This is a genomic window from Streptomyces minutiscleroticus (genome assembly GCF_014650875.1).
Classification (GTDB): Bacteria; Actinomycetota; Actinomycetes; order Streptomycetales; family Streptomycetaceae; genus Streptomyces; species Streptomyces minutiscleroticus.
Genome location: NZ_BMVU01000012.1, coordinates 134,851 through 156,633, shown reverse-complemented (window position 1 = coordinate 156,633; position 21,783 = coordinate 134,851). Strand labels below are relative to the sequence as shown.

At 74.4% G+C, this 21,783-nt stretch carries 10 protein-coding genes and 1 tRNA gene; all 11 read right to left on the bottom strand.

Annotated elements, in window-relative coordinates; genetic code table 11:
- Positions 1-25 precede the first annotated feature (25 nt).
- On the bottom strand, positions 26-3,646 hold the full coding sequence (locus IE271_RS15400; protein WP_190190855.1) for an AfsR/SARP family transcriptional regulator: 3,621 nt from the start codon (positions 3,644-3,646) through the stop codon (positions 26-28).
- Between the two features lie 408 nt (positions 3,647-4,054).
- Positions 4,055-4,903, bottom strand: coding sequence for a glycosyltransferase family 2 protein (locus IE271_RS15395; protein ID WP_190190878.1), 849 nt, complete (start codon positions 4,901-4,903; stop codon positions 4,055-4,057).
- Positions 4,904-5,322: 419 nt separating this feature from the next.
- A tRNA-Thr gene (locus IE271_RS15390) sits at positions 5,323-5,399 on the bottom strand.
- Positions 5,400-5,517: 118 nt separating this feature from the next.
- Positions 5,518-7,110, bottom strand: a complete 1,593-nt coding sequence (locus tag IE271_RS15385) for an alpha/beta hydrolase (RefSeq protein WP_190190854.1) — start codon at positions 7,108-7,110, stop codon at positions 5,518-5,520.
- Between the two features lie 291 nt (positions 7,111-7,401).
- The gene (locus tag IE271_RS15380; protein WP_190190853.1) at positions 7,402-8,607 is read right to left on the bottom strand and encodes a DNA polymerase III subunit delta'; all 1,206 of its coding nucleotides are present in this window, start codon (positions 8,605-8,607) and stop codon (positions 7,402-7,404) included.
- A gap of 325 nt (positions 8,608-8,932) precedes the next feature.
- Complete coding sequence (tmk, locus tag IE271_RS15375) at positions 8,933-12,196, bottom strand: dTMP kinase (RefSeq protein ID WP_190190852.1); 3,264 nt, start codon at positions 12,194-12,196, stop codon at positions 8,933-8,935.
- 344 nt (positions 12,197-12,540) lie between these two features.
- Complete coding sequence (gene topA, locus IE271_RS15370; protein WP_190190851.1) at positions 12,541-15,378, bottom strand: type I DNA topoisomerase; 2,838 nt, start codon at positions 15,376-15,378, stop codon at positions 12,541-12,543.
- Between the two features lie 292 nt (positions 15,379-15,670).
- Positions 15,671-15,868: a hypothetical protein gene (locus IE271_RS15365; protein ID WP_190190850.1), complete on the bottom strand. Its 198-nt coding sequence runs from the start codon at positions 15,866-15,868 to the stop codon at positions 15,671-15,673.
- Positions 15,869-16,452: 584 nt separating this feature from the next.
- Entirely contained in the window at positions 16,453-17,976 is a 1,524-nt protein-coding gene (locus tag IE271_RS15360) for a DUF7059 domain-containing protein (protein ID WP_190190849.1), read from the bottom strand.
- Positions 17,977-18,412: 436 nt separating this feature from the next.
- Complete coding sequence (locus IE271_RS15355) at positions 18,413-19,003, bottom strand: small secreted protein (protein ID WP_190190848.1); 591 nt, start codon at positions 19,001-19,003, stop codon at positions 18,413-18,415.
- 216 nt (positions 19,004-19,219) lie between these two features.
- A complete protein-coding gene (locus IE271_RS15350) occupies positions 19,220-21,622 on the bottom strand; it encodes a sodium-translocating pyrophosphatase (protein ID WP_190190847.1) in 2,403 nt (800 codons plus the stop codon).
- Between the last annotated feature and the right edge of the window lie 161 nt (positions 21,623-21,783).

Sequence of the window (21,783 nt, the reverse complement as noted above, 5' to 3'; positions counted from 1 at the left end):
CCGAGGGCCGGCAGCGAGCCGGGGGTCAGGGACCGGTGGCGGGTCGGGCGTCGGCGGCGGGCCGGGGCCGGCGGCGGGTCAGGAGGTCGTGCAGCTCCCCCACCACGCGGGTGACCGTCCCGTCGAGCGCCGCGAGGGCCGCCTCCCACTGCTCGTACGCCTCCTCGTCGCGGTCCTCCGCGTACAGCAGCAGGCCGTACTGGTGGCGGGCGAGACCGGTCATGTAGAGGTCGGCGCGGCGTTCGGCGCGCTCCAGCAGCACCGCGCACTCGCGGCCGGCGGCGTCGGCGCGGTCGAGGTCGCGCAGCGCGCGAACCAGGCCGAGCCGGGTCTGGGCCTCGCCCTGCCAGTCCTCCGCGCCCCCCAGTACCCGCAGGGCCTCCTCGAAGTCGGCGACGGCGGCGGCCGGCTCGCCGAGGGCGAGGCGGGCGTAGCCGATGTTGCAGTGGGCGGTGTGGCGGACGAGGAGGCTGCCGGCGACCTCCCCGAGGGCGAGGCTGCGCTCGTGGTGGGCGATGGCGGCGCGCGCGTCGGTGTGCCGGTACAGATGGCCGAGGTGGCTGAAGGTCACGGCCTCGCCGTACGGGTCCCCCAGCCGGCGGGACAGCTCCAGGCTCTCCCGGAGCGCGGCCTCGCTCTCCGTGTGCCGGCCGAGGCCCTCCAGGAGGAGGCCGCGGTTGTTGAGGCAGGTCCGCACGCACGGCACCACGTCGAGCCGGCGCCACAGGGCGAGCGCCTGGTCGTTCAGGGCGAGGGCCTCGCCGGCTCTGCCGGACAGGAAGTGCAGCCCGGCGCGGTCGGTGAGCGCGAACCCCTCGGCGGCGGTGTCGCCCAGGGCGCGCGCGGCGGCGAGCGCGGTCCGCCCGAGCGCGTCCAGTTCGGCGAGGCGCCCCGCGCGCTGCAGATAGGGGAAGAGGCAGCGGACGAGGGCGGGAACGAGGGGGAGGAGCGGGGCGGAGGCCGCCGCGGGCTGTGTGGAAGCGGCGGGCTGTGTGGAAGCGGCGGACTGCGCGGGAGCGGCCGTCCCCGGACCGGTCGCTGTCCGGTCCGGGGCGGTGGTCCGGTCCGGGGCGGTGGTCCGGTCCGGGGCGGTGGCTCGGTCCAGGGCGGTGGTCCGGTCCGGGGCGGTGGCTCGGTCCAGGGCCGTGGTCCGGTCCGGGGCGGTGAGGGGCCCGGACCGGTCGGCGGCGTACCGCTCGACCAGCGCGACCACGTTCCGCAGCTCCCCGTCGCACCAGGCGAAGGCGTCCTCGGCGGACGGGAACGGGGGCGCGGCGGCGAGGGGCGACGCGGGGAGCGCCCGCTCCGAGGGTGTCGGCCGCAGCCGTTCGTCGCGCTCGTGGTCGGACGGCTGGATGGCGAGCATGCTCTGCCGCGCGAGGTCCGTGTACCAGCGCAATGCCGTCTCCACGGGCGGGAGCCCGGGCCCGTCCCCGGCCTCCGCGCCCCCGCGGGGACCGGTCCCGGCGTCGGGAGCGTCCCGGGCGTCGGCCGCGGCCAGTTCGCGGGCGAAGTGGCGTACGAGGTCGTGCGGGGTGTAGCGGCCGTACGACGTCTCCTCCAGGAGGGCCACGTCGACCAGGCGGTCGAGCGCGGCCTCGGCCCGGCGTTCGTCCGTGCCCGTCAGGACCGCCAGCAGCGGTGCCCCGTACCCGGGCAGGTCGAGGGCCCCGATCCGGCGCAGGACGAGCGCGGCGTCCCGGTCGGCCTCGCGGTCCGAGGCGCGCAGCGCGTCGTGGGCGACGGCCAGCGATCTGCGGACGCTCAGGTCGTCGTACTCCAGCTGCCGCAGCCGGCCGTCGCTGGCCTCCAGCTGACCGGCCAGCGCGTCGGGGGTGAGCGCGCGGCGCGCGGCGAGGCGGGCGGCGACGACGCGCAGGGCGAGCGGCAGCCGTCCGGTCAGTTCGACGAGGGGGTGCCCGGCGTGGAGCCCGTCGCGCCCGGACACGGCGCACAGCAGCGCCGCGCTGTCCTCGTCCGACAGCGGCGCGAGCGGGAAGCGGTGCGCTCCGTCGAGCGCCGCGAGCGGCGAGCGGCTGGTGACGATCACCGCGCAGCCGGCGCCCGCGGGCAGCAGCGGCCGCACCTGGGCGGCGTTCTCGGCGTCGTCGAGCACCATGAGCGTGCGCGTGGGCGCGAGCAGCGACCGCAGGGACGCGGCGGCCGCATCCGGCTGGTCGGGGATGCGGCGCGGCTCGACGCCGAGGTCGCGCAGCAGGGCGGCGAGCGCCTGGCCGGGCGTGAGCGGGACCATGCCGGGCGTGGCGCCGTGCAGGTTCACGTAGAGCTGGCCGTCGGGGAAACGCTCCCGCAGCCCGTGCGCGACGTGCAGCGCGAGCGCGCTCTTGCCGACCCCCGCCATCCCGCTGACCACGGCCACGGCCGCGGCGGACCGCTCCGCGTCGCCGAGCACCCGCGCGAGCCGCGACCGCACGTCGCGCCGGCCGGTGAAGTGGGCCGGGGCGGGAGGGAGCTGGGCGGGGCGCGGCGGACTCGCGGCCCGCCCCTCACCGCCGCCCCGCCCTTCGCCCTCGGCCCGCCCCTCGCCTCCGGCCCGCCCTTCGCTCCCGGCCCGCTCCCCGCCCCTGGCCGGCCCCTCGTCCTCGGCCCGGGCCGCGCGACCGGGAGCCGGTACGGCAGTGCCGCCCCCGGGCGCGGGCGCGTCAGCCGCACCGTCGGGGGCGGGTGCGTCCGACGGTCCACCGGGGGCCTTCGGTACGGCGTCCGCGGGGGCGGCGGTCCGGGGAGCCGGCACGCCGCCCGCGGCGCGCAGGGCCCCCGCGCCGTCGTCCCCGGCGCCGGGCGCCCGTACGTCCTGCGGCGCGTGTCCGTGCGCGCCGTCGGCCGGTTTGCCGGCGGACCCGGCGGAGCTTCCCGTTCCCCGACGGTCCCCGCCCCGGCCCTCCGGCTCCCGCAGCACCTCCTGGTGCGCCTCGCGCACGGCGGGACCGGGCTCGACGCCCAGTTCCTCCACGAGCCGCGTCCGCAGGTCGCGGTGGACGGCCAGGGCCTCGGCCTGCCGCCCGGTCCGGTGCAGGACCAGCATCAGCTGCCGGTGGAACGCCTCCCGCAGCGGATGCTCGGCGACCAGCGCGGCCAGCTCGGGCGCGAGGGCCGCGAGGCGCGTGCCGCCGAGCCGCAGCTCGGCGTCGTAGCGCCACTCCAGTACGAGCAGCCGCGCCTCCTCCATGCGCTGGACGAACGCGTGGCCGCCCACCTCCGCGAGCGACAGGCCGCCGAGCGGCGTGCCGCGCCACAGCGCGAGCGCGGCCGCGGACTCGTGCAGGACGCGGGTCCAGTCGCGTCCCACGTGCGCGAAGCGCGCGGCCATCACGTGCCGGTCGAAGACGCGGGCGTCCAGCTCGTTCTCGCCGACGCGCAGCAGGTAGCCGGGGGCCACCGCCCGCAGCCGTTCCGGGTCGTCGAGGAGGCGCCGCAGCCGCGTGACGTGGTTCTGGAGGGAGGCGTGCGCGGACGCGGGCGGGGAGCCGCCCCACAGGGCGTCCTTGAGGGAGCCGACGGAGACGACCCGGCCCGGTTCGAGGAGGAGCGCGGCCAGCAGGGTCCGCATCTTCGCGCTGCCGATGGACTGCGGCCGGCCGTCGGCGTCGTACACGACAGGCGCGCCCAGCAGCCCGAATCGCATAGCGCCGCCCACTCCGCCCTTCCGCACGGCCGGCCGCGCCGGGCCGCCGCGCCCGCGACCTCGCGGAAGGGACCGCGTCCTTCGCGGCCCCGTGCCTGTGCGGCGGTGACCGCCGCAGGCTCAGTGACGGTTCACCGGAGAACCGTTGGGCTCATGTTAGCGATCCGTTGGCGCGGCCTGATGTGATCAGTGCATCGGATCCGGCCCGACGGCGCGCGCGTTCACACGCTGTCTCGGGGGAGTTCACCGCCGTGGCCGGGTCCGGAGTCCTGCGGGGCCCGGTCGGCGGAGGGGGACGGCCGGGGCCCGCCTTCGCTCCTTCCCCGGCCACTTGAGCGACCGCTCCCCGGACGACGGCCAGGTGACCGCCCTTCAGGTGACCGTGCCTCGACTGCAGGCAACGAGTTGTCAGATGACCGGCGGACGTCCCAGCCGGGTGAGCCGCCACACGGTCCGCCACCGCATCGGCCGCCGCTCCCCGCCCGACTGCCGCAGTCCTTCGGCGAACCCGCCGAACCAGGCCCGCAGTCCGGCCCGCGACCGCGTCCGTACGAGGGTCAGCGCGAGCCAGACGCCCAGGTGCACGGGGACGAGCGGGAGCGGGAGGCGGCGGCGGGCGAGCCAGACGCGGTTGCGGGCGGTGACGCGGTGGTAGATGGCGTGCCGGGCGGGCGAGGTCCTGGGGTGCTGGAGCAGCAGCCCGGGCTCGTAGCGGATGGTCCAGCCGGCGTCGACGGCCCGCCAGGCGACGTCCGTCTCCTCGTGGGCGAAGAAGAACTCGGCGGGCCAGTAGCCGATCTCGTCGATCATGCGCAGCGAGAAGGCGTGCCCGCCGCCGAGGAAGCAGGTGACCGGGCCGCCGCGCATCGGGTCCCTCGCGCCGACGCGCGGCACGTGGCGCCGCTGGGTCTCGCCGTGCTCGTCGGCGATGCGGAAGCCGACGATGCCGAGGCGCGGGTCGGCGGCGAACAGATCGCGCACCCGGCGCAGCACGTCGGCGTGGACGAGGAGCCCGTCGTCGTCGAGCTCGACGACGACGTCCACGTCCCCGAACTCGTGCAGCCGGCGCAGTGCCACGTTCCGCCCGCCGGGACAGCCGAGGTTCTCCTCGACCTCGATGGCGGTGACCTCGCCGGGCAGGCCGGGGAACTCGGGCAGCGGGCAGCCGTTGCCGACGATCACGATGCGGGCGGGCGCGACGTCCTGCTTCGCCACCGACGCGAGCAGCGCGTCGACCTCGACGGGGCGGTTGCCCATGGTGACCACGGCGACGGCGATCCGCGGACCGTGCGACCCCTCCGACACGACGCCCTCCCCGACCCCTGGTCCGACCGACGGCCGTTCCGGCCGGTGCCCCGGCCGACGACCGTGGCCGCGATGCTAGCCGTTCACGCCCCGGACGTCCGGCGTACGCCACGCGTTCCCGCCCCGTATGCCGAGCACCACACGTGACACCGCATGCGGCAGGTGCGGCATGCCAAGGGCGGTCCCTGCTTCACGCCGATGAGCCTGGGACCGCCCTTGTCCACCCAGTCCGCAACGAACCGGTGGAAGCATCCAGAATCGCGCATCCCACGGGAAACGGGCGAGAGGGAATCAAGCCTGCCGCCCACCGGATCCGGACGTGCCCGCCGAACGAAAAAACCAGGCCAGACTAGGTCTGACCTGGTTCCCTATGGAGCCGCCTTCGGGATTCGAACCCGAGACCTACGCATTACGAGTGCGTTGCTCTGGCCATCTGAGCTAAGGCGGCGCGCGTCCCGCACTATGGTGCGATCAGCAACATCGGTAAGTCTACACAGTTTCCGGGGTGCTCCGTACACACCCCCGGAGGGGCGCCCGGAGCCCACCCGAGCGCCCCACCGACACGGTCACGTGCAGCGCTTGTCCTTCGCCGGGATCCTGCCCTGGAGGAGGTAGCGGTCGACCGTGGAGTCGACGCAGTCGCTGCCGCGGCCGTACGCGGTGTGGCCGTCGCCGTCGTAGGTGAGCAGTGTCGCCGAGCCGAGCTGGGCGGCCAGGGAGCGGGCCCAGGCGTACGGGGTCGCCGGGTCGCGGGTGGTGCCGACCACGAGGATCGGGGCGGCGCCCGCCGCCTTGATGCGGCGCGGCGCGCCGGATGCCTTCACCGGCCAGTACGCGCAGTTCAGCGACGCCCAGGCCAGGCCGCGGCCGAAGACCGGCGAGGCCTTCTCGAAGGCGGGGAGCCCCTTCCTCACCTCGTCCGGGGACGAGAACGCGGCCGGCAGGTCGAGGCAGTTCACGGCCGCGTTGGCGAACATCAGGTTGGCGTAGCCGCCCTCCGCGTCCCGCTCGTAGTAGCTGTCGGAGAGGCGCAGCAGGCCGGAGCCGTCCTGCTCGCGCAGGGCCGAGGCGAGCGCCTCGCGCAGCCGCGGCCAGGCCGACTCGTCGTACATCGCCGCGATCACGCCCGTCGTGGCCAGCGCCTCGCCGAGTTCGCGGCCGTCCGGGTCGTCGGTGGCGAGGGGGCTCGCGTCGAGCCGCCGGAAGAACGCCTTGAGGTTCCCGCCCACCCGCTCCGGCGACGCCCGCCTGCCGCCGAGCGGGCAGTCGGAGTGGCGCACGCAGTCCTTCGCGAAGGACCGGAAGGCCGTCTCGAACCCGGCCGTCTGGTCCTCGTTCATCCGCCGCGCGGACAGGGACGGGTCCATCGCGCCGTCCAGGACCAGCCGGCCGACCCGCCGGGGGTACAGGCCGGCGTACGTCGCGCCGAGGAACGTGCCGTACGACGCCCCCACGTACGTCAGCCTCCGGTCGCCCAGCGCGGCGCGCAGGACGTCCATGTCACGGGCCGCCTCGACCGTGGAGACGTGGCCCAGCAGGCGGGCCGAGCGCCGGGCGCAGGAGTCGGCGAAGTCCCGGAACGCCTCGACCAGCGCCTCGGTCTCGCGCTCGTCGTCGGGCGTCGTGTCCGTCTGCGTGTACGCGTCCATCCGCCGCCCGTCGAGGCACTCGACGGGCTCGCTGCCCGCGACGCCGCGCGGGTCGACGGCGACCATGTCGTAGCGGGCGCGGACCTCGGCGGGGTAGCCGATGCCCGCGTACGACTGGAGGTAGCCGATCGCGGAGCCGCCCGGGCCGCCCGGGTTGACCAGCAGCGATCCCAGGCGCTTGCTCGGTTCCGTGGCCTTCTTGCGGGCGACGGCCAGATCGATGTCGCCCGCGCCGGGCTCGGCGTAGTCGAGCGGCGCCTTCATCGTCGCGCACTCGAAGCCCGGCACGTCGCAGGAGTGCCAGGACAGCCGCTGGCCGTAGTAGCGCGCGAGGTTCGACGGGGTGGCCTCGGGCAGGGCGGCCGGCGCCGCGTCCGCCACCGGCGCCGTCCTCGGGTTCCCCGAGGAGCAGGCCGTGGCGAGGAGACCGGCGGCGAGGAGGGCGCCGCACGCGCGGAGGGGGCGGCGGCCGGAACGGCCCGCCGGCCTGAGCAGACGCTGGATACGCATGGGGCGATGGTAACCATGAGCGACGGACTGATCGCCGAGAGTGGCGAGAGCGCCCCGTACGAGTGACGCGGGGGGCCGCGCCGTGTGCCTCGTACGGGTCGTCCGGGATGTGGGCACCGTATGAGTGGCGCGGTCGTACGAATCGTGTGACCGTTCCTGCCGTCCGGGCCGTGTGGCTGTGTGGCCTGGTCGTGTGACCGTTCCTGTCGTGCGGGCCGTGCGCGTCGTCCGGCCGCGCGGTCGTACGGACCGCGGATGCCGCACGTGCCGGGTGGGCCGGCGGCGTCCGGGTCAGCCCGCGCGCAGGGCCATCGTCATGGCCTCCACCGCGAGCAGCGGCGGCACGTTCCGGTCGAGGGCCTCGCGGCAGGCGGCGATCGCGTCGATGCGGCGCAGGGTCGACTCCGGCGTCGTGGCGCGTGCGATGCGCTCCAGCGCGTCCTGGACCTCGGTGTTGGCGAGGGCGACGCGGGAGCCGAGCTGGAGGACGAGGACGTCGCGGTAGAAGCCGGTGAGGTCGGTCAGGGCGAGGTCGAGGCTGTCGCGCTGCGCCCGGGTCCGCCGGCGCTTCTGCTTGTCCTCCAGCTCCTTCATGACGCCCGCGGTGCCCCGGGGCATCCGGCCGCCCTGGGCCGCGCCCAGCGCCGCCTTCAGCTCCTCGGTCTCCTTGACGTCGATCTCCTCGGCGAGCTGCTTGGACTCCTCCGTGGCGGCGTCGACCAGCTCCTGGGCCGCCTTGAAGCAGCCGCCGATGTCCTCGACGCGCAGCGGCAGCCTGAGCACGGCGGTCCGGCGCTCGCGCGCACGCGGATCGGTGACCAGCCGGCGGGCGTGGTCGATGTGCCCCTGAGTGGCGCGGGCGGCCGCCACGGCCGCCTCCGGTTCGACGCCCTCGCGGCGGACCAGCATGTCGGCGACGGCCTCGGCCGAGGGCGTCAGCAGGCTCACATGGCGGCAGCGCGAGCGGATCGTCGGCAGCACGTCGTCCAGGGAGGGCGCGCACAGCAGCCAGACCGTACGGGGGGCGGGCTCCTCCACGGCCTTCAGCACGGCGTTGGCCGACTTCTCGTTCAGGCGCTCGGCGTCCTCGACGAGGATGACCTGCCAGCGGCCGTTCGCCGGCGAGGTGAACGACTTGCGGACGGTGTCCCGCATGTCGTCGGCCAGGATCTGCGTGCCCACGGCGGCGACCGTGGCGACGTCGGCGTGGGTGCCCACCAGCGTCGTGTGGCAGCCGTCGCAGAAGCCGCAGCCGGGGCTCCCGCCGAGCGCGCGGTCCGGGCTCACGCACTGGAGGGCCGCCGCGAAGGCCCGGGCGGCCGTGGTGTGCCCCGCGCCGGGCGGGCCCGTGAAGAGCCAGGCGTGCGTCATCTTGGACGCCTCGGGCGGCGGGGTGCCGTCGGCGGCCGCGGTGACCAGGGCGTCGGCGTCCCGCGCGGCGGCGTCGAGCTGCGCGCTCACCTTGTCCTGACCGACCAGGTCGTCCCACACGGGCACGGGTGCCGCCCTTCCTCGCCGCCTCTGCCGCGCGCACGCGCTCGGACACGCGTACGCCTCGCATGTGCGGACTGCTCATACGTGCGTACTGCCGACGGCGTACCCCTCGCGTCCGCCGCCGGTTCCCATTGTGCGGGAGGGGACTGACAGCGCGGGACGGTTCGGCCACCGGCGCCGGGCCCCGGTCCGGGTCCGGGGCCGGGTCGAGCCATCGGCATCCGGACCGGACCGGGCCATCGGGACCGGGACCGGACCGGGACCAGGCGTCGGTGCCGTCGGGGTCCGGCCGCCGGGGTTCGGCCGTCCGTGGCGGGGGCCGGGGGCCTCAGCGGTCCCGGCCGCCCCTGCCCCGGCGTCCGTCCCGTCCGTCCCACTCGTCGTCCTCGCGCGGGCCGAGCAGTTCGTCGGCCAGGGTCGGCAGGTCGTCCAGCGGGGTCTCCTCCGCCCAGTCGGGGCGGGGGCGGCGGCGGACGTTGCCCTCTTCGTCGATCTGCGGCAGCTCGCGCGTGCTGCCGTCGGAGCCGTCGGGCGCGGGACGCTCGTCCCGGAAGTAGCCCCGGGGCGCGCGGTCCGCCGGACGGCCCGTGTCCTCGTCCCGTACGGAAGGCAGCACCGCGGTCTCGTCCGTGGCACCGGGGGGCTGTGCTCCGGGCGCCGGGAACTGCGGCAGCCTGGTCGTCTCCTCCATGTCCGGGGCGCCGGGACGGACCGGCGGCAGGACCGCGGTCTCGTCGGCGGGACCGCCCGGCGCGTCGGCCGGCGTCACGACCGGCGTGGGCACCGTGGACTCGAAGTCGGGCGGGGAGGCGGGACCGGGGCGGCGGTCCGCCGTGTCCGGCCGGCCGGCGGGTGCGGAGGGCCCGGCGGGAGCAACAGGACCAGCGGAGTCGGCGGTGCCAGTGGAGTCGGCGGGTGCGGCGGGGCCGGTGGTTCCGGCGGGGCCGGTGGTGGTGCCCGGAGGCGTCGTGGACCGGGCGGCAGCGGCGGCGGCCGCCTCGGCCGCGACCCGGCGCGCCTCCTCGGCGCGGAGCAGCGCCTCCTCGGCCTTGCGCTGCTTCTCCAGGCGGCGCGCCTCCGCCTCGGCGCGCAGCCGCGCCTCCTCCTCGGCCTGCCTGCGCCGCCGCTCCTCCTCGGCCCGGCGGCGCTCCTCGGCCTCGGCGCGGGCCTGCTCCTCGGCGAGCAGCCGGGCGCGCTCCTCCTCGGCACGGCGTGCGGCCTCCTCCGCGCGCCGACGGGCCTCCTCGGCCTGGCGCTCGGCCTCGCGGCGCTGCGCCTCCTCCAGCTCCCGCCGCTTGCGCTCCTCCTCCTCGGCGCGCAGCTTGGCGAGCTGCTCCTGGCGCTCGCGCTCCAGGCGCTCCTCCTCGGCCTTGCGCGCGGCCTCCTCCTCGGCTCTGCGCCGGGCCTCCTCCTCGGCGGCCCTGCGAGCCTCCTCCTGGGCCTTTATCTCGGCCTCGGAGAGCGGCAGCATCATGTCGAGGCGGTGCCGGATGACGGTGGTGACGGCCTCCGGCTCCTGTCCGCCGTCGACGACCAGGTAGCGGCCCGGGTCGCTCGCCGCCAGGGTCAGAAAGCCCGAGCGCACGCGCGCGTGGAACTCCGCCGGCTCCGACTCCAGCCGGTCCGGCGCCTCGGTGAACCGCTCGCGCGCGGCCTCCGGCTCCACGTCCAGCAGCACGGTCAGGTGCGGCACGAGTCCGTCGGTGGCCCAGCGGGAGATGCGGGCGATCTCGGTCGGCGAGAGGTCGCGTCCGGCGCCCTGGTAGGCGACGGAGGAGTCGATGTACCGGTCGGAGATCACGACGGCGCCGCGCTCCAGGGCGGGCCGCACCACGGTGTCGACGTGCTCGGCGCGGTCGGCCGCGTACAGCAGCGCCTCGGCGCGGTGCGAGAGACCGGCCGACGACACGTCCAGCAGGATCGAGCGCAGCCGCTTGCCGACGGGCGTCGCGCCCGGCTCGTGCGTCACCACGACCTCGTGGCCCTTGCCGCGGATCCACTCGGCGAGCGCCTCGGCCTGCGTCGACTTGCCGGCGCCGTCGCCGCCCTCCAGGGCGATGAAGAAGCCGGAGGCGGCCGGCGCCTGCACCGGGTCGTCGCCGCCGAGCAGCGCGTCCCGCAGGTCGTGCCGCAGCGGCACCCCGGAACGGTCGTCGGCCTTGGCGAGGACCAGCGCGGCCACCGGCAGCAGCAGCGCGCCCACCAGCATCAGCGTGAACGCGGCGCCTCCGTGGGCGAACACGAACTTGCCGTTCTCCAGGCGGTGCGGCCCGATCGCGGCGGCCAGCAGCGGCGCGGCGACGGCGCCGAGCGCCACGAAGACGCGCACGACGGCGTGCAGGTGCTCGGTGGTGCGGGCCCGCCGGAAGTCCTCGGCCTCCTGGTCGAGCAGCGTGTGCCCGGTGTTCGCGGCGGCTCCCGCGCCGACGCCCGCGAGCGCCACGACCAGGACGACGGTGGCGACGTCCGGGATCAGGCCCGCGGCGAGCAGCGCCACGCCGGTGGCCGCGACGGCGAGCGCGAGGAGCCGGCGCCGCGACAGGGACGGCAGCGTCCTCGGGGCGGCGCGGACGCCGACGACCGTGCCTCCGGTCAGCGCCAGGACGAGCAGCCCGTACGTGACGGGGCCGCCGCCCAGGTCCTTGGCGTGCAGCACGAGGACGGCCGCGGCGGCCGCGACGGCCCCGGCGACGGCGGCGCAGGCCGGGACCAGCAGCGGGATCGCGCCCGTGCGCCCCTTGTCGACGCCGGTGCCCGTACGGGGACGGCGCAGACCCTCCAGCGGCGACCGGGGGCGCGGGGTGCGCGCGTCGGGCAGCTCGAGGAAGACGAGGACGGACAGGGACGCGGCGAACAGCCCGGCGGCGACGTACGAGGCGAGGGCCGCCTGGTGCTGGTCGAACCAGTCGACGCCGGCGCCCAGGAGGTTGTTGACCAGCGACGCCCCGACGAGGACGGCGGCCGCGGCGGGGATCGCCACGAACTGGGTGCGCAGCGACAGCCGGCGCAGCGCGTCCATGCGGTCCGGCAGCGGCCGTACGGTCGCGCCCTCCGGGGGCGGCGCGGGCAGCAGCGCGGGCGCCGCGCCCTCGCGGCACACGGTCCAGAACCGCTCGGCGACCCCGGAGACGAAGGCCGTGACCAGCACGACGGCCAGCGCGTTGTCGGGCGTCCAGTCGATCCACAGCGGAGCGACGATCAGCAGGGCGGCGCGCAGGCCGTCCGTGACGATCATGGTCCAGCGGCGGTCGAGCGGACCTTCCTTGCCGGTCAGCGAGGTGAGCGGGCCGAGCAGGACGGCCCCGAAGAGCAGTGTGGCGAGGACGCGCGCCGCGAAGACGGCCGCCACGGCGAGGGCGACGCCGCGGTAGCCGCCGCCGAAGGAGCCGGCCGAGATCGCCGCCTGGAGGGCGAGGAGGACCAGGACCAGCAGGGCCAGGGCGTCACCGACACCCCCCACGACGTGGGCGCTCCACAACCGGCGCAGCTGCGGTACCCGCAGCAGCGCGCGGACGGCGCGCTCCCGTGAATCTGCGACCAGGGCGTCGTCGGGGGCCGGCGTGGGGGCCGGTGGCTGCTCGGCTCGCGTCATCCTGACAGCCTATCGGGACGCGCCGGGACCCCGAAGCGCACGTCCGAACATGTGAACGCCCCGCTCACCCTGTGGTGCCGGGGCGTTCGCCTCGCGAAGCCGAAGTGAAGGACCGGCCCTCGGAGCGGTCCCTGGGCCGCGGCCCCGACAACGATCACCGGTCCCCGGCCGCGGCTCCCGACGGCAGTCACCGGTCCCCGAGCCGCGGTCCTCGACGACGGCCGCCGGTCCCTGGGCCGCGGCCTCCGGCGACGATCACCGGTCCCCGGAATCCGGTCCTCGGCGAGGGCCACCCGTCACCCGCCCTGGGCCCGGCCCACGGTCCCGGCGGCGGCCGGCGGGCCTCAGTCCTCGACGGCGGTGCCCGCGGTCGTCGTCTTCTTCGCCACCGTCTTCTTGGCCGTGGTCTTCTTGGCCGCGGTGGTGGTCTTCTTGGCCGCCGTCTTCTTGGCCGCGGTCTTCTTCGCGGCCGTCTTCTTGGCGGGCGCCTTCTTGGCCGCGGCCTTCTTCGCCGTCTTCTTGGCGGGCCCCTTGGCGCGCTTCTCCGCGAGCAGCTCGTAGCCGCGCTCCGGGGTGATCGCCTCGACGCTGTCGCCGGAGCGCAGGGTCGCGTTGGTCTCGCCGTCCGTGACGTACGGGCCGAAGCGGCCGTCCTTCACGACGACGGGCTTCCCGCTGACCGGGTCCTCGCCCAGCTCCTTCAGCGGCGGCTTCGCGGCGGCGCGGCCGCGCTGCTTGGGCTGCGCGTAGATCGCGAGGGCCTCTTCGAGGGTGATGGTGAAGAGCTGCTCCTCGGACTGCAGGGACCGCGAGTCCGTGCCCTTCTTCAGGTACGGGCCGTAGCGGCCGTTCTGCGCGGTGATCTCCACGCCCTCGGCGTCCGTGCCGACCACGCGCGGCAGCGACATCAGCCGCAGGGCGTCGTCCAGCGTCACCGTGTCCAGGGACATCGACTTGAAGAGCGAGGCCGTGCGCGGCTTGACGGCGTTCTTGCCGGTCTTCGGGGTGCCCTCGGGGAGCACCTCGGTGACGTACGGGCCGTAGCGGCCGTCCTTGGCGATGATCTGGTGGCCCGTCACCGGGTCGGTGCCCAGCTCGAAGTCGCCGCTCGGCTTGGCGAGCAGCTCCTCGGCGAGCTCGACGGACAACTCGTCCGGCGCCAGGTCCTCCGGGATGTCGGCGCGCTGGTGGTTCTCGGAGTCCTTCTCGCCGCGCTCGATGTACGGGCCGTAGCGCCCGACGCGCAGCACGATGCCGCTGCCGACGGGGAAGGACGACACCTCGCGGGCGTCGATCGCGCCCAGGTCGGTGACCAGCTCCTTCAGACCGCCGAGGTGGTCACCGTCGCCGTTGCCGGCGTCCGCGGCGCCGCCGGCGACGGCGGCCCCCTCGCCGAAGTAGAAGCGCCTGAGCCACGGCACGGCCTGCGCCTCGCCCCGCGCGATGCGGTCGAGGTCGTCCTCCATCTTGGCGGTGAAGTCGTAGTCGACGAGCCGCCCGAAGTGCTTCTCCAGGAGGTTGACCACGGCGAAGGACAGGAAGGACGGCACCAGGGCCGTGCCCTTCTTGAAGACGTAGCCGCGGTCGAGGATCGTGCCGATGATCGACGCGTACGTCGACGGGCGGCCGATCTCGCGCTCTTCGAGCTCCTTGACCAGGCTGGCCTCGGTGTAGCGGGCCGGGGGCTTGGTGGAGTGCCCGTCGGCCCTGATCTCCTCGGCGGTCAGCGGGTCTCCCTCGGAGACCTGCGGCAGCCGGCGCTCGCGGTCGTCGAGCTCGGCGTTCGGGTCGTCGGCGCCCTCGACGTAGGCCTTGAGGAAGCCGTGGAAGGTGATCGTCTTGCCGGAGGCGCTGAACTCGGCGTCGCGGCCGTCGGCGGCGGTGCCGCCGATCCGGACCGTGACGGAGTTGCCGGTGGCGTCCTTCATCTGGGAGGCGACGGTGCGCTTCCAGATCAGCTCGTACAGCCGGAACTGGTCACCGCTCAGGCCGGTCTCGGCGGGTGTGCGGAAGCGGTCGCCCGAAGGACGGATCGCCTCGTGCGCCTCCTGCGCGTTCTTCACCTTCCCGGCGTACGTGCGGGGGCGCTCGGGCAGGTAGTCCGCGCCGTACAGCTGGGTGACCTGCGCGCGGGCGGCGGCGACGGCCGTGTCCGACAGCGTCGTGGAGTCCGTACGCATGTAGGTGATGAAGCCGTTCTCGTACAGCTTCTGCGCGATCTGCATGGTGGCCTTGGCGCCGAAGCCGAGCTTGCGGCTGGCCTCCTGCTGCAGCGTCGTCGTACGGAAGGGCGCGTACGGCGAGCGGCGGTAGGGCTTGGACTCGACCGAGCGCACGGAGAACCGCGTGTTCTCCAGCGCGGCGGCCAGCGCGCGGGCGTTCGCCTCGTCGAGGTGGAGGGTGTTCGCGCTCTTGAGCTGCCCCAGCGAGTCGAAGTCGCGACCCTGGGCGACGCGCCTGCCGTCGACCGTCGTCAGGCGCGCGACCAGCGACGACGGGTCGCTCGGATCGCCGGCGCGGCCGGTGCCGAAGGTGCCGGTCAGGTCCCAGTACTCGGCGGAGCGGAACGCCATGCGCTCGCGCTCGCGCTCGACGACGAGCCGGGTCGCCACGGACTGGACGCGGCCGGCCGACAGGCGCGGCATGACCTTCTTCCACAGGACCGGCGAGACCTCGTAGCCGTAGAGGCGGTCGAGGATGCGGCGGGTCTCCTGGGCGTCGACCATGCGCTGGTTGAGGTCGCGCGGGTTGGCGACGGCCGCGCGGATCGCGTCCTTGGTGATCTCGTGGAAGACCATCCGCTTGACCGGGACCTTGGGCTTGAGCACCTCGAGGAGGTGCCAGGCGATGGCCTCGCCCTCGCGGTCCTCATCGGTGGCGAGGAAGAGCTCGTCGGAGTCGCGCAGCAGGTCCTTGAGCTTCTTGACCTGGGCCTTCTTGTCGGCGTTGACCACGTAGACGGGCTGGAAGTCGTGCTCGACGTCCACGCCGAGGCGGCGCACCTCGCCCGTGTACTTCTCGGGCACCTCCGCGGCGCCGTTGGGGAGGTCGCGGATGTGCCCGACGCTCGCTTCGACGACGTAGCCGGGGCCGAGATAGCCCTTGATCGTCTTCGCCTTGGCAGGCGACTCGACGATGACGAGTCGGCGGCCGCCCTGTGCGGTCTCGCTGGTCGGGGACAACTTCGCTCTTCTCTCCGGTCGACGCGGGGGGTCTCCCCGAGGCTCTGTCCCGGGGTCGTGTCGTGCTGACGCTGCGGAGTGTGACGGTACATCCCGCCCCCGTGTCAAACGGGAAAAGCCCGCAACGGCCACTCGAACGGTAACCCGACTCCCGTCATTCCTGCCGCCCGGACCGGCCACCAGCCGTTTCGGCCCCATGCGGAGGGTGACGTACCACTTACCGGGGAGAGGAGCGCCACATCCGGCGGAGGTACTCCCTCCGCGCACCGGAGCGCGACCGCTCGGAAGGTGATCAGAGAGTGGCGAAGCACCACGCGCTGAGGAGCAGCGCAGCGGCTCCGGCGAAGGAGGTGAGGGCCACGGCGGCGACCGGGTTCACCCCCTGGGCGACGGGCTCGCGGTGCCGCAACCGAACGACGGTCCACACCAGCAGTGCCGCCCCGAACAGGGCGAACACCGATCCTGTGAAGATCGCAGGTCCGCTCTCCATGATGTATCCCTTCGCCCCCGACTGCTCCGGTTCGGGAGGCTGGCAGCTCCGGGAGACCGTGCCGCCAACGCCGGGTGAACGGCGGGCGACCGGCACGCCATACGGTCCCCGTACCGCCGTCCGGCCCGAGTGTCACGCCGGCCCGGGCGGGCCCGTCCCCCCTCCCGCCCCACCGTCCCCGGCACCACTCACCGTGCACTCCACTGTGGCGAATTCGTCGTTCCGCCCACCCTCGCCACGGCCCCGCCACCCTCCGTACGCCCCGCGCCCACCGCCCAAGTCGGCGCGAAGTCGCTGCCGCGGACGGAGCGGGCACGCCGCCCGGCAAGGCGGCGCGGGCACACGGCAGGCCCCGGCTGCGCGGCAGGCCCCGGCTGCGCGGTTGACCCTGGCTGCACGGCCGACCCTGGCTGCACGGCCGACCCCACCGGATGCACGGTCGGTCCCACCGGATGCACGGTCGGTCCCAGAGGCACGCGGTGGGCCACAGACACGCGGCAGGCCACAGGCGTACGGCAGGTCCCGGGCGCACGGCCGGGGCGACGGGTGCGCTGCCGGGGCGACGGGTGCGCGCCCGTCCCGCGTCACCGCACCGGCTCGAGGAACCCCTGTTCCACCAGCAGCCTGATCTGCGCGGGCGTCCGGTCCCGGAGCAGGACGGGGTCCTCGCCGACCAGCTGGGCGATGGCGTCCAGGATCCGCCCGGCGCTGAGCGACCCGTCGCACACGCCCGCGAAACCCGCGCCGACCGTGTCCACCTTGGTGGCCCGCCGCATGCCGCGGTGCTGGCGCAGCACGACGTGCTCGGGGTCCTCGGCTCCGGGCAGCCCGACCTGCTCCTGCACGACCTCCTGCGTCAGCCGGAAGTGCCCGGCGAGCAGGGCGGCGTCGTCGTGCTCGCGCAGGAAGCCGACACGCTCGAAGTGCGCCCGGATGGCGTCCCCGAGCGGCTGCTCGACCGGGTGCGGCCACTCCTCCACGACGACGGACGGCTCGGTCTCCGCGGCGGCGCTCCTGCGCAGGGTGATCCAGCCGAAGCCGACTCCCTTCACCTTCCGCGCCTCGAACTCGTCGAGCCACGCGTCGTAGCGCGCCTGGTACACGGCCGGGTCGTCCCGGTGGTCGCCCGCGTCACGCAGCCACAGTTCGGCGTACTGCGTGATGTCCTGGACCTCGCGCTGCACGATCCAGGCGTCGCAGCCGCGCGGCACCCACGAGCGCAGCCGGTCCTGCCAGTCCTCGCCCTCCACGTGCTGCCAGTTCGCGAGGAACTGCGCGTACCCTCCTTCGTTCAGCCGGGCCCCCGCCTGCTGAACGAGCGTGCGGCACAGATCGTCCCCGCCCATGCCGCCGTCGCGGTAGGTGAGGCGGGCGCCCGGGGAGATCACGAAGGGCGGGTTCGAGACGATCAGGTCGTACGTCTCCTCGCCCACCGGCTCGAAGAGCGAGCCCTGCCGCAGATCCGCCGCGGGGGCGCCGGAGAGCGCGAGCGTGAGCGCGGTGATGTCCAGCGCGCGCGGGTTGAGGTCGGTCGCGGTGACCCGGGTCGCGTGCTGCGCGGCGTGCAGGGCCTGGATGCCGGAGCCGGTGCCGAGGTCGAGGGCGCTGCCGGCCGGCGTGCGGACGGTGATGCCCGCGAGCGTCGTGGACGCCCCGCCCACGCCGAGGACGACGCCCTCGGCGCGGCTGCCGATGCCGCCCGCGCCGCCGACCGCGCAGCCCAGGTCCGAGACGATGAACCAGTCCTCGCCGCCGGGCCCGCCGTAGGGGCGCACGTCGACCGTGGCCGCGACCTCGTCGCCGCCGACGGCGGTCAGCCAGCCCGCGGCCAGGCAGTCGTCCACGGGCAGCATGCCGGCCAGGCGCGCGCGGGGCACGGGCTGCTGCAGCAGGAAGAGCCGGACGAGGGTCTCCAGCGGGGTGTCGCCGCGGGTCGCCCGCAGCGCGGGCACGATCTCGCTGCGCGCCAGTGCCGCGTACGCGGGGGCGCCGAGCAGGTCGAGCAGGCCGTCGGCGCTGAAGTCGGCCCGCAGGAGGGCCTCCCGCAGCCGGGCGGTCACGTCGGGGCGGTCGGACGAGGGCAGGGCGGAAAGAGGGGCGCTACTCACCGCCCCATTGTGACCCGCGGGCGCCCGGCACGGGCCGCCGCCCGCCGGACGCGAACGTCGGGAAACCCGGTTCCACGGGGCCGGCCGGGGTCGAGCCCGGCGGCTCCGCGCACCCACGCGTACTTACGTGTACCTACGCGCACTCGCACGGCCGACGACCTGCCCGGCCCGGCGAGCCCGACACTCCGCACGGTCGCCCGGACCTGACGGCCCGCCCGGCCGACGAGCCCGGCCGACCACTCGGTACCGGCGGCCCGCTCAGCCAATAGACCCGGCGACCCGCTCGGCCGTACGGGAACGGCGGCCCGCCCGGTCGTCGGGCCGGCGGGCCGGTCCGTCACGCGGGACCGGTGGTCCGCTCGGCCGACGGCCCCGGCGGCCCGGCCGATCACGTGGCCCGGCGCGGCCCGGCCGACCCCGCGGGACCGCGCCCCGCTCAGCCCTGTGTGGCCGACGGCGAGCCCGACGCCGACTTGCAGCTCTCCTGCTTGGCCATCGCCTTGCCGACCTCGCCCTCCTCCAGGTTCTTCAGGGCGTCGTTCCCGCTCTGGCCCAGCTTGTCCAGCTGCGCCGCGATGTCCTTGAGGCCGTCCGCGAACTTGCCCTGGTCGTCGGTGTCCAACTTGTCGACCTGCTGCTTCAGGCCGGCGTACGAGGCGGAGATGCCGTTGAGCTCCTTGACGGCGTCCTTCTGCTTCTTCTCGCCGTTCTCGACGTCGGGGGCCCCGGCCTTGTCCACGGCCGAGCCGATGGCCTTGTACGCGTCCGACATGTCCTGGAAGGCCTTGGAGTCCGTCTTCCGGACGTCCTCCGGGGTGCTGTTGTCCGAGGTCTGCTCCTGGATCGCGGCGTTCGCGGCCTCGATCTTCTTCGCCTGCGGCTGCACCGCGTCACAGACCTGCTCGGCCCAGGCGTCCAGCTTCTCACTGCTGTCGTCACCGCCGCACCCGGACAGCGCCAGTACCAGTACCGCACCGCCGGACAGTGCGGCAGCGAGCTTCTTGTTCACCGGATCGGTCCCTTCCATGGCTCTCGGCCCCGGAACATACACGCCAAGTGGGCGACACCCGAGTGACAGGTGCCTCCCTTGCCCCGCATTGAAGCCGTTTGCACCAAGCGAGAGAAGGGTCACGACTACGGCGTGTCCCCGCACGGACGGGCGGACAGCACATCAGCATGTGCTGTCCGCCCGTCCGTTGGGCCGAGCCCGACCAGCGGTGACGCCGGCGGCCCGGGTCACCGGCTACGAAACCACCGCCGGATCGGTCGGCTTGGCGACCCGCTCGGAGTTGGCCTCGTCACCCACGGCGATCCCGCGCCGCTTGGACACGTACACCGCGCCCACGATGACCAGGAGCGAGAGGGCCGCGATGAGGACCCTCAGCGTGACGCTTCTGTCCGCGCCGTAGCTGAACTGGACGACCGCGGGCGCGATGAGCAGCGCCACCAGGTTCATCACCTTCAGCAGGGGGTTGATCGCGGGACCCGCGGTGTCCTTGAAGGGGTCGCCGACCGTGTCGCCGATCACCGTCGCGGCGTGGGCCTCGCTGCCCTTGCCGCCGTGGTGGCCGTCCTCGACCAGCTTCTTGGCGTTGTCCCAGGCGCCGCCGGAGTTGGCCAGGAAGACCGCCATCAGCGTGCCGGTGCCGATCGCACCCGCGAGGTACGCCCCCAGCGCGCCGACGCCGAGCGTGAACCCGATCGCGATCGGCGCCATCACGGCGAGCAGGCCGGGCGTGGCGAGCTCGCGCAGCGCGTCCTTGGTGCAGATGTCCACCACGCGCCCGTACTCCGGCTTCTCCGTGTAGTCCATGATCCCGGGCCGCTCCCGGAACTGCCGGCGCACCTCGAAGACCACGGCGCCGGCCGACCGCGACACGGCGTTGATCGCCAGCCCCGAGAAGAGGAAGACGACCGCTGCACCCGCGACCAGCCCGACCAGGTTGTTGGGCTGCGAGATGTCCATGACCAGGCTCATCGGGCCGCCGTCGCCGACCTTCTCCCCCACGTCCCGCGCGGCCGAGGTGATCGCGTCGCGGTAGGAGCCGAAGAGCGCCGAGGCCGCGAGGACGGCCGTGGCGATGGCGATGCCCTTGGTGATGGCCTTCGTGGTGTTGCCGACGGCGTCCAGGTCGGTGAGCACCTGGGCGCCCGCGCCCTCGACGTCGCCGGACATCTCGGCGATGCCCTGCGCGTTGTCGGAGACGGGACCGAAGGTGTCCATGGCGACGATGACGCCGACCGTGGTGAGCAGGCCGGTGCCGGCCAGCGCCACCGCGAAGAGGGCCAGCATGATCGACGTACCGCCGAGCAGGAACGCCCCGTACACCCCGAGCCCGATCAGGAGGGCGGTGTAGACGGCCGACTCCAGGCCGACGGAGATGCCGGCCAGGACGACCGTGGCCGGACCGGTGAGCGAGGTCTTTCCGATGTCGCGCACGGGACGGCGGGTGGTCTCGGTGAAGTAGCCGGTCAGCTGCTGGATCAGCGCGGCGAGGACGATGCCGATCGCCACCGCGACGAGGGCGAGGATCCGCGGATCGCCCGACTTGCCGCTGATCGCGGCGTCGGTGACGCCGTTCAGCCGCGCGTACGAGGACGGCAGGTAGACGAAGACGGCCAGGGCCATCAGCACCAGGGAGATCGCCGCGGAGATGAAGAAGCCGCGGTTGATGGCGCTCATGCCGCTGCGGTCGGCGCGGCGCGGCGCCACCGCGAAGATGCCGATCATCGCCGTGATCACACCGATCGCGGGGACGAGCAGCGGGAAGGCGAGACCGGCGTCGCCGAAGGCCGCCTTGCCGAGGATCAGCGCGGCGACGAGCGTCACGGCGTACGACTCGAAGAGGTCGGCGGCCATGCCGGCGCAGTCGCCGACGTTGTCGCCCACATTGTCGGCGATGGTCGCGGCGTTGCGCGGGTCGTCCTCGGGGATGCCCTGCTCGACCTTGCCGACCAGGTCCGCGCCGACGTCGGCGGCCTTGGTGAAGATGCCGCCGCCGACCCTCATGAACATCGCGATCAGTGCCGCGCCGAGTCCGAAGCCCTCCAGGACCTTCGGCGCGTCGGCCGCGTACACGAGCACCACGCAGGAGGCGCCCAGCAGACCGAGCCCCACCGTGAACATGCCGACGACACCGCCCGTACGGAAAGCGATCTTCATGGCTTTGTGCGAGACGGAGGTGAGGTCCTTCTCGGGTTCGCCCTCCGCCGGGGTCGCCTCCCGGGCCGCGGCGGCCACGCGGACGTTGCTGCGTACGGCGAGCCACATGCCGATATAACCGGTGGCCGCCGAGAAAACCGCGCCGATCAGGAAGAACACCGATCGTCCGGCGCGCTGATTCCAGTCGTCCGCGGGCAGCAGCATGAGCAGGAAGAACACCACGACGGCGAATACCGCGAGGGTGCGCAGCTGCCGGCCGAGATATGCCTTCGCGCCTTCCTGGACCGCCTCCGCGATCTTTTTCATGCTGTCGGTTCCCTCGCCCGCCGCGAGGACCTGGCGCACCAGGATTCCGGCCACCGCGAGCGCCGCGAGGGCGACGAGCGCGATGACCATCACGATGAGACGGTTGTCGTCGGTCAGGACCGCGGCCGCGAGGGTTGTGGGGTGGTCAAACTGATGAGGGGTAGAAAGCCCCGCCATTCGTCCTCCTTGACGCTTGGGCTGAGCTCAAGATGTGGACGGATTGTAGGGATCCCCACTAGATCAAAACAGTGCGCGGTAAGCGGAATTGGCCTTCTCGTGCTCTACAGCAAATGATCGCCCGGATCTCGGGGGGCCTGAAAGAGGTAATGCCCCAAAAG

Bases quoted from the DNA above. Each gene is read 5' to 3' on its own strand.
- IE271_RS15400 (WP_190190855.1), bottom strand. From the start codon at position 3,646: ATGCGATTCGGGCTGCTGGGCGCGCCTGTCGTGTACGACGCCGACGGC.
- IE271_RS15395 (WP_190190878.1), bottom strand. From the start codon at position 4,903: ATGGGCAACCGCCCCGTCGAGGTCGACGCGCTGCTCGCGTCGGTGGCG.
- IE271_RS15385 (WP_190190854.1), bottom strand. From the start codon at position 7,110: ATGCGTATCCAGCGTCTGCTCAGGCCGGCGGGCCGTTCCGGCCGCCGC.
- tmk (WP_190190852.1), bottom strand. From the start codon at position 12,196: ATGACGCGAGCCGAGCAGCCACCGGCCCCCACGCCGGCCCCCGACGAC.
- IE271_RS15365 (WP_190190850.1), bottom strand. From the start codon at position 15,868: ATGGAGAGCGGACCTGCGATCTTCACAGGATCGGTGTTCGCCCTGTTC.
- IE271_RS15355 (WP_190190848.1), bottom strand. From the start codon at position 19,003: ATGGAAGGGACCGATCCGGTGAACAAGAAGCTCGCTGCCGCACTGTCC.
- IE271_RS15350 (WP_190190847.1), bottom strand. From the start codon at position 21,622: ATGGCGGGGCTTTCTACCCCTCATCAGTTTGACCACCCCACAACCCTC.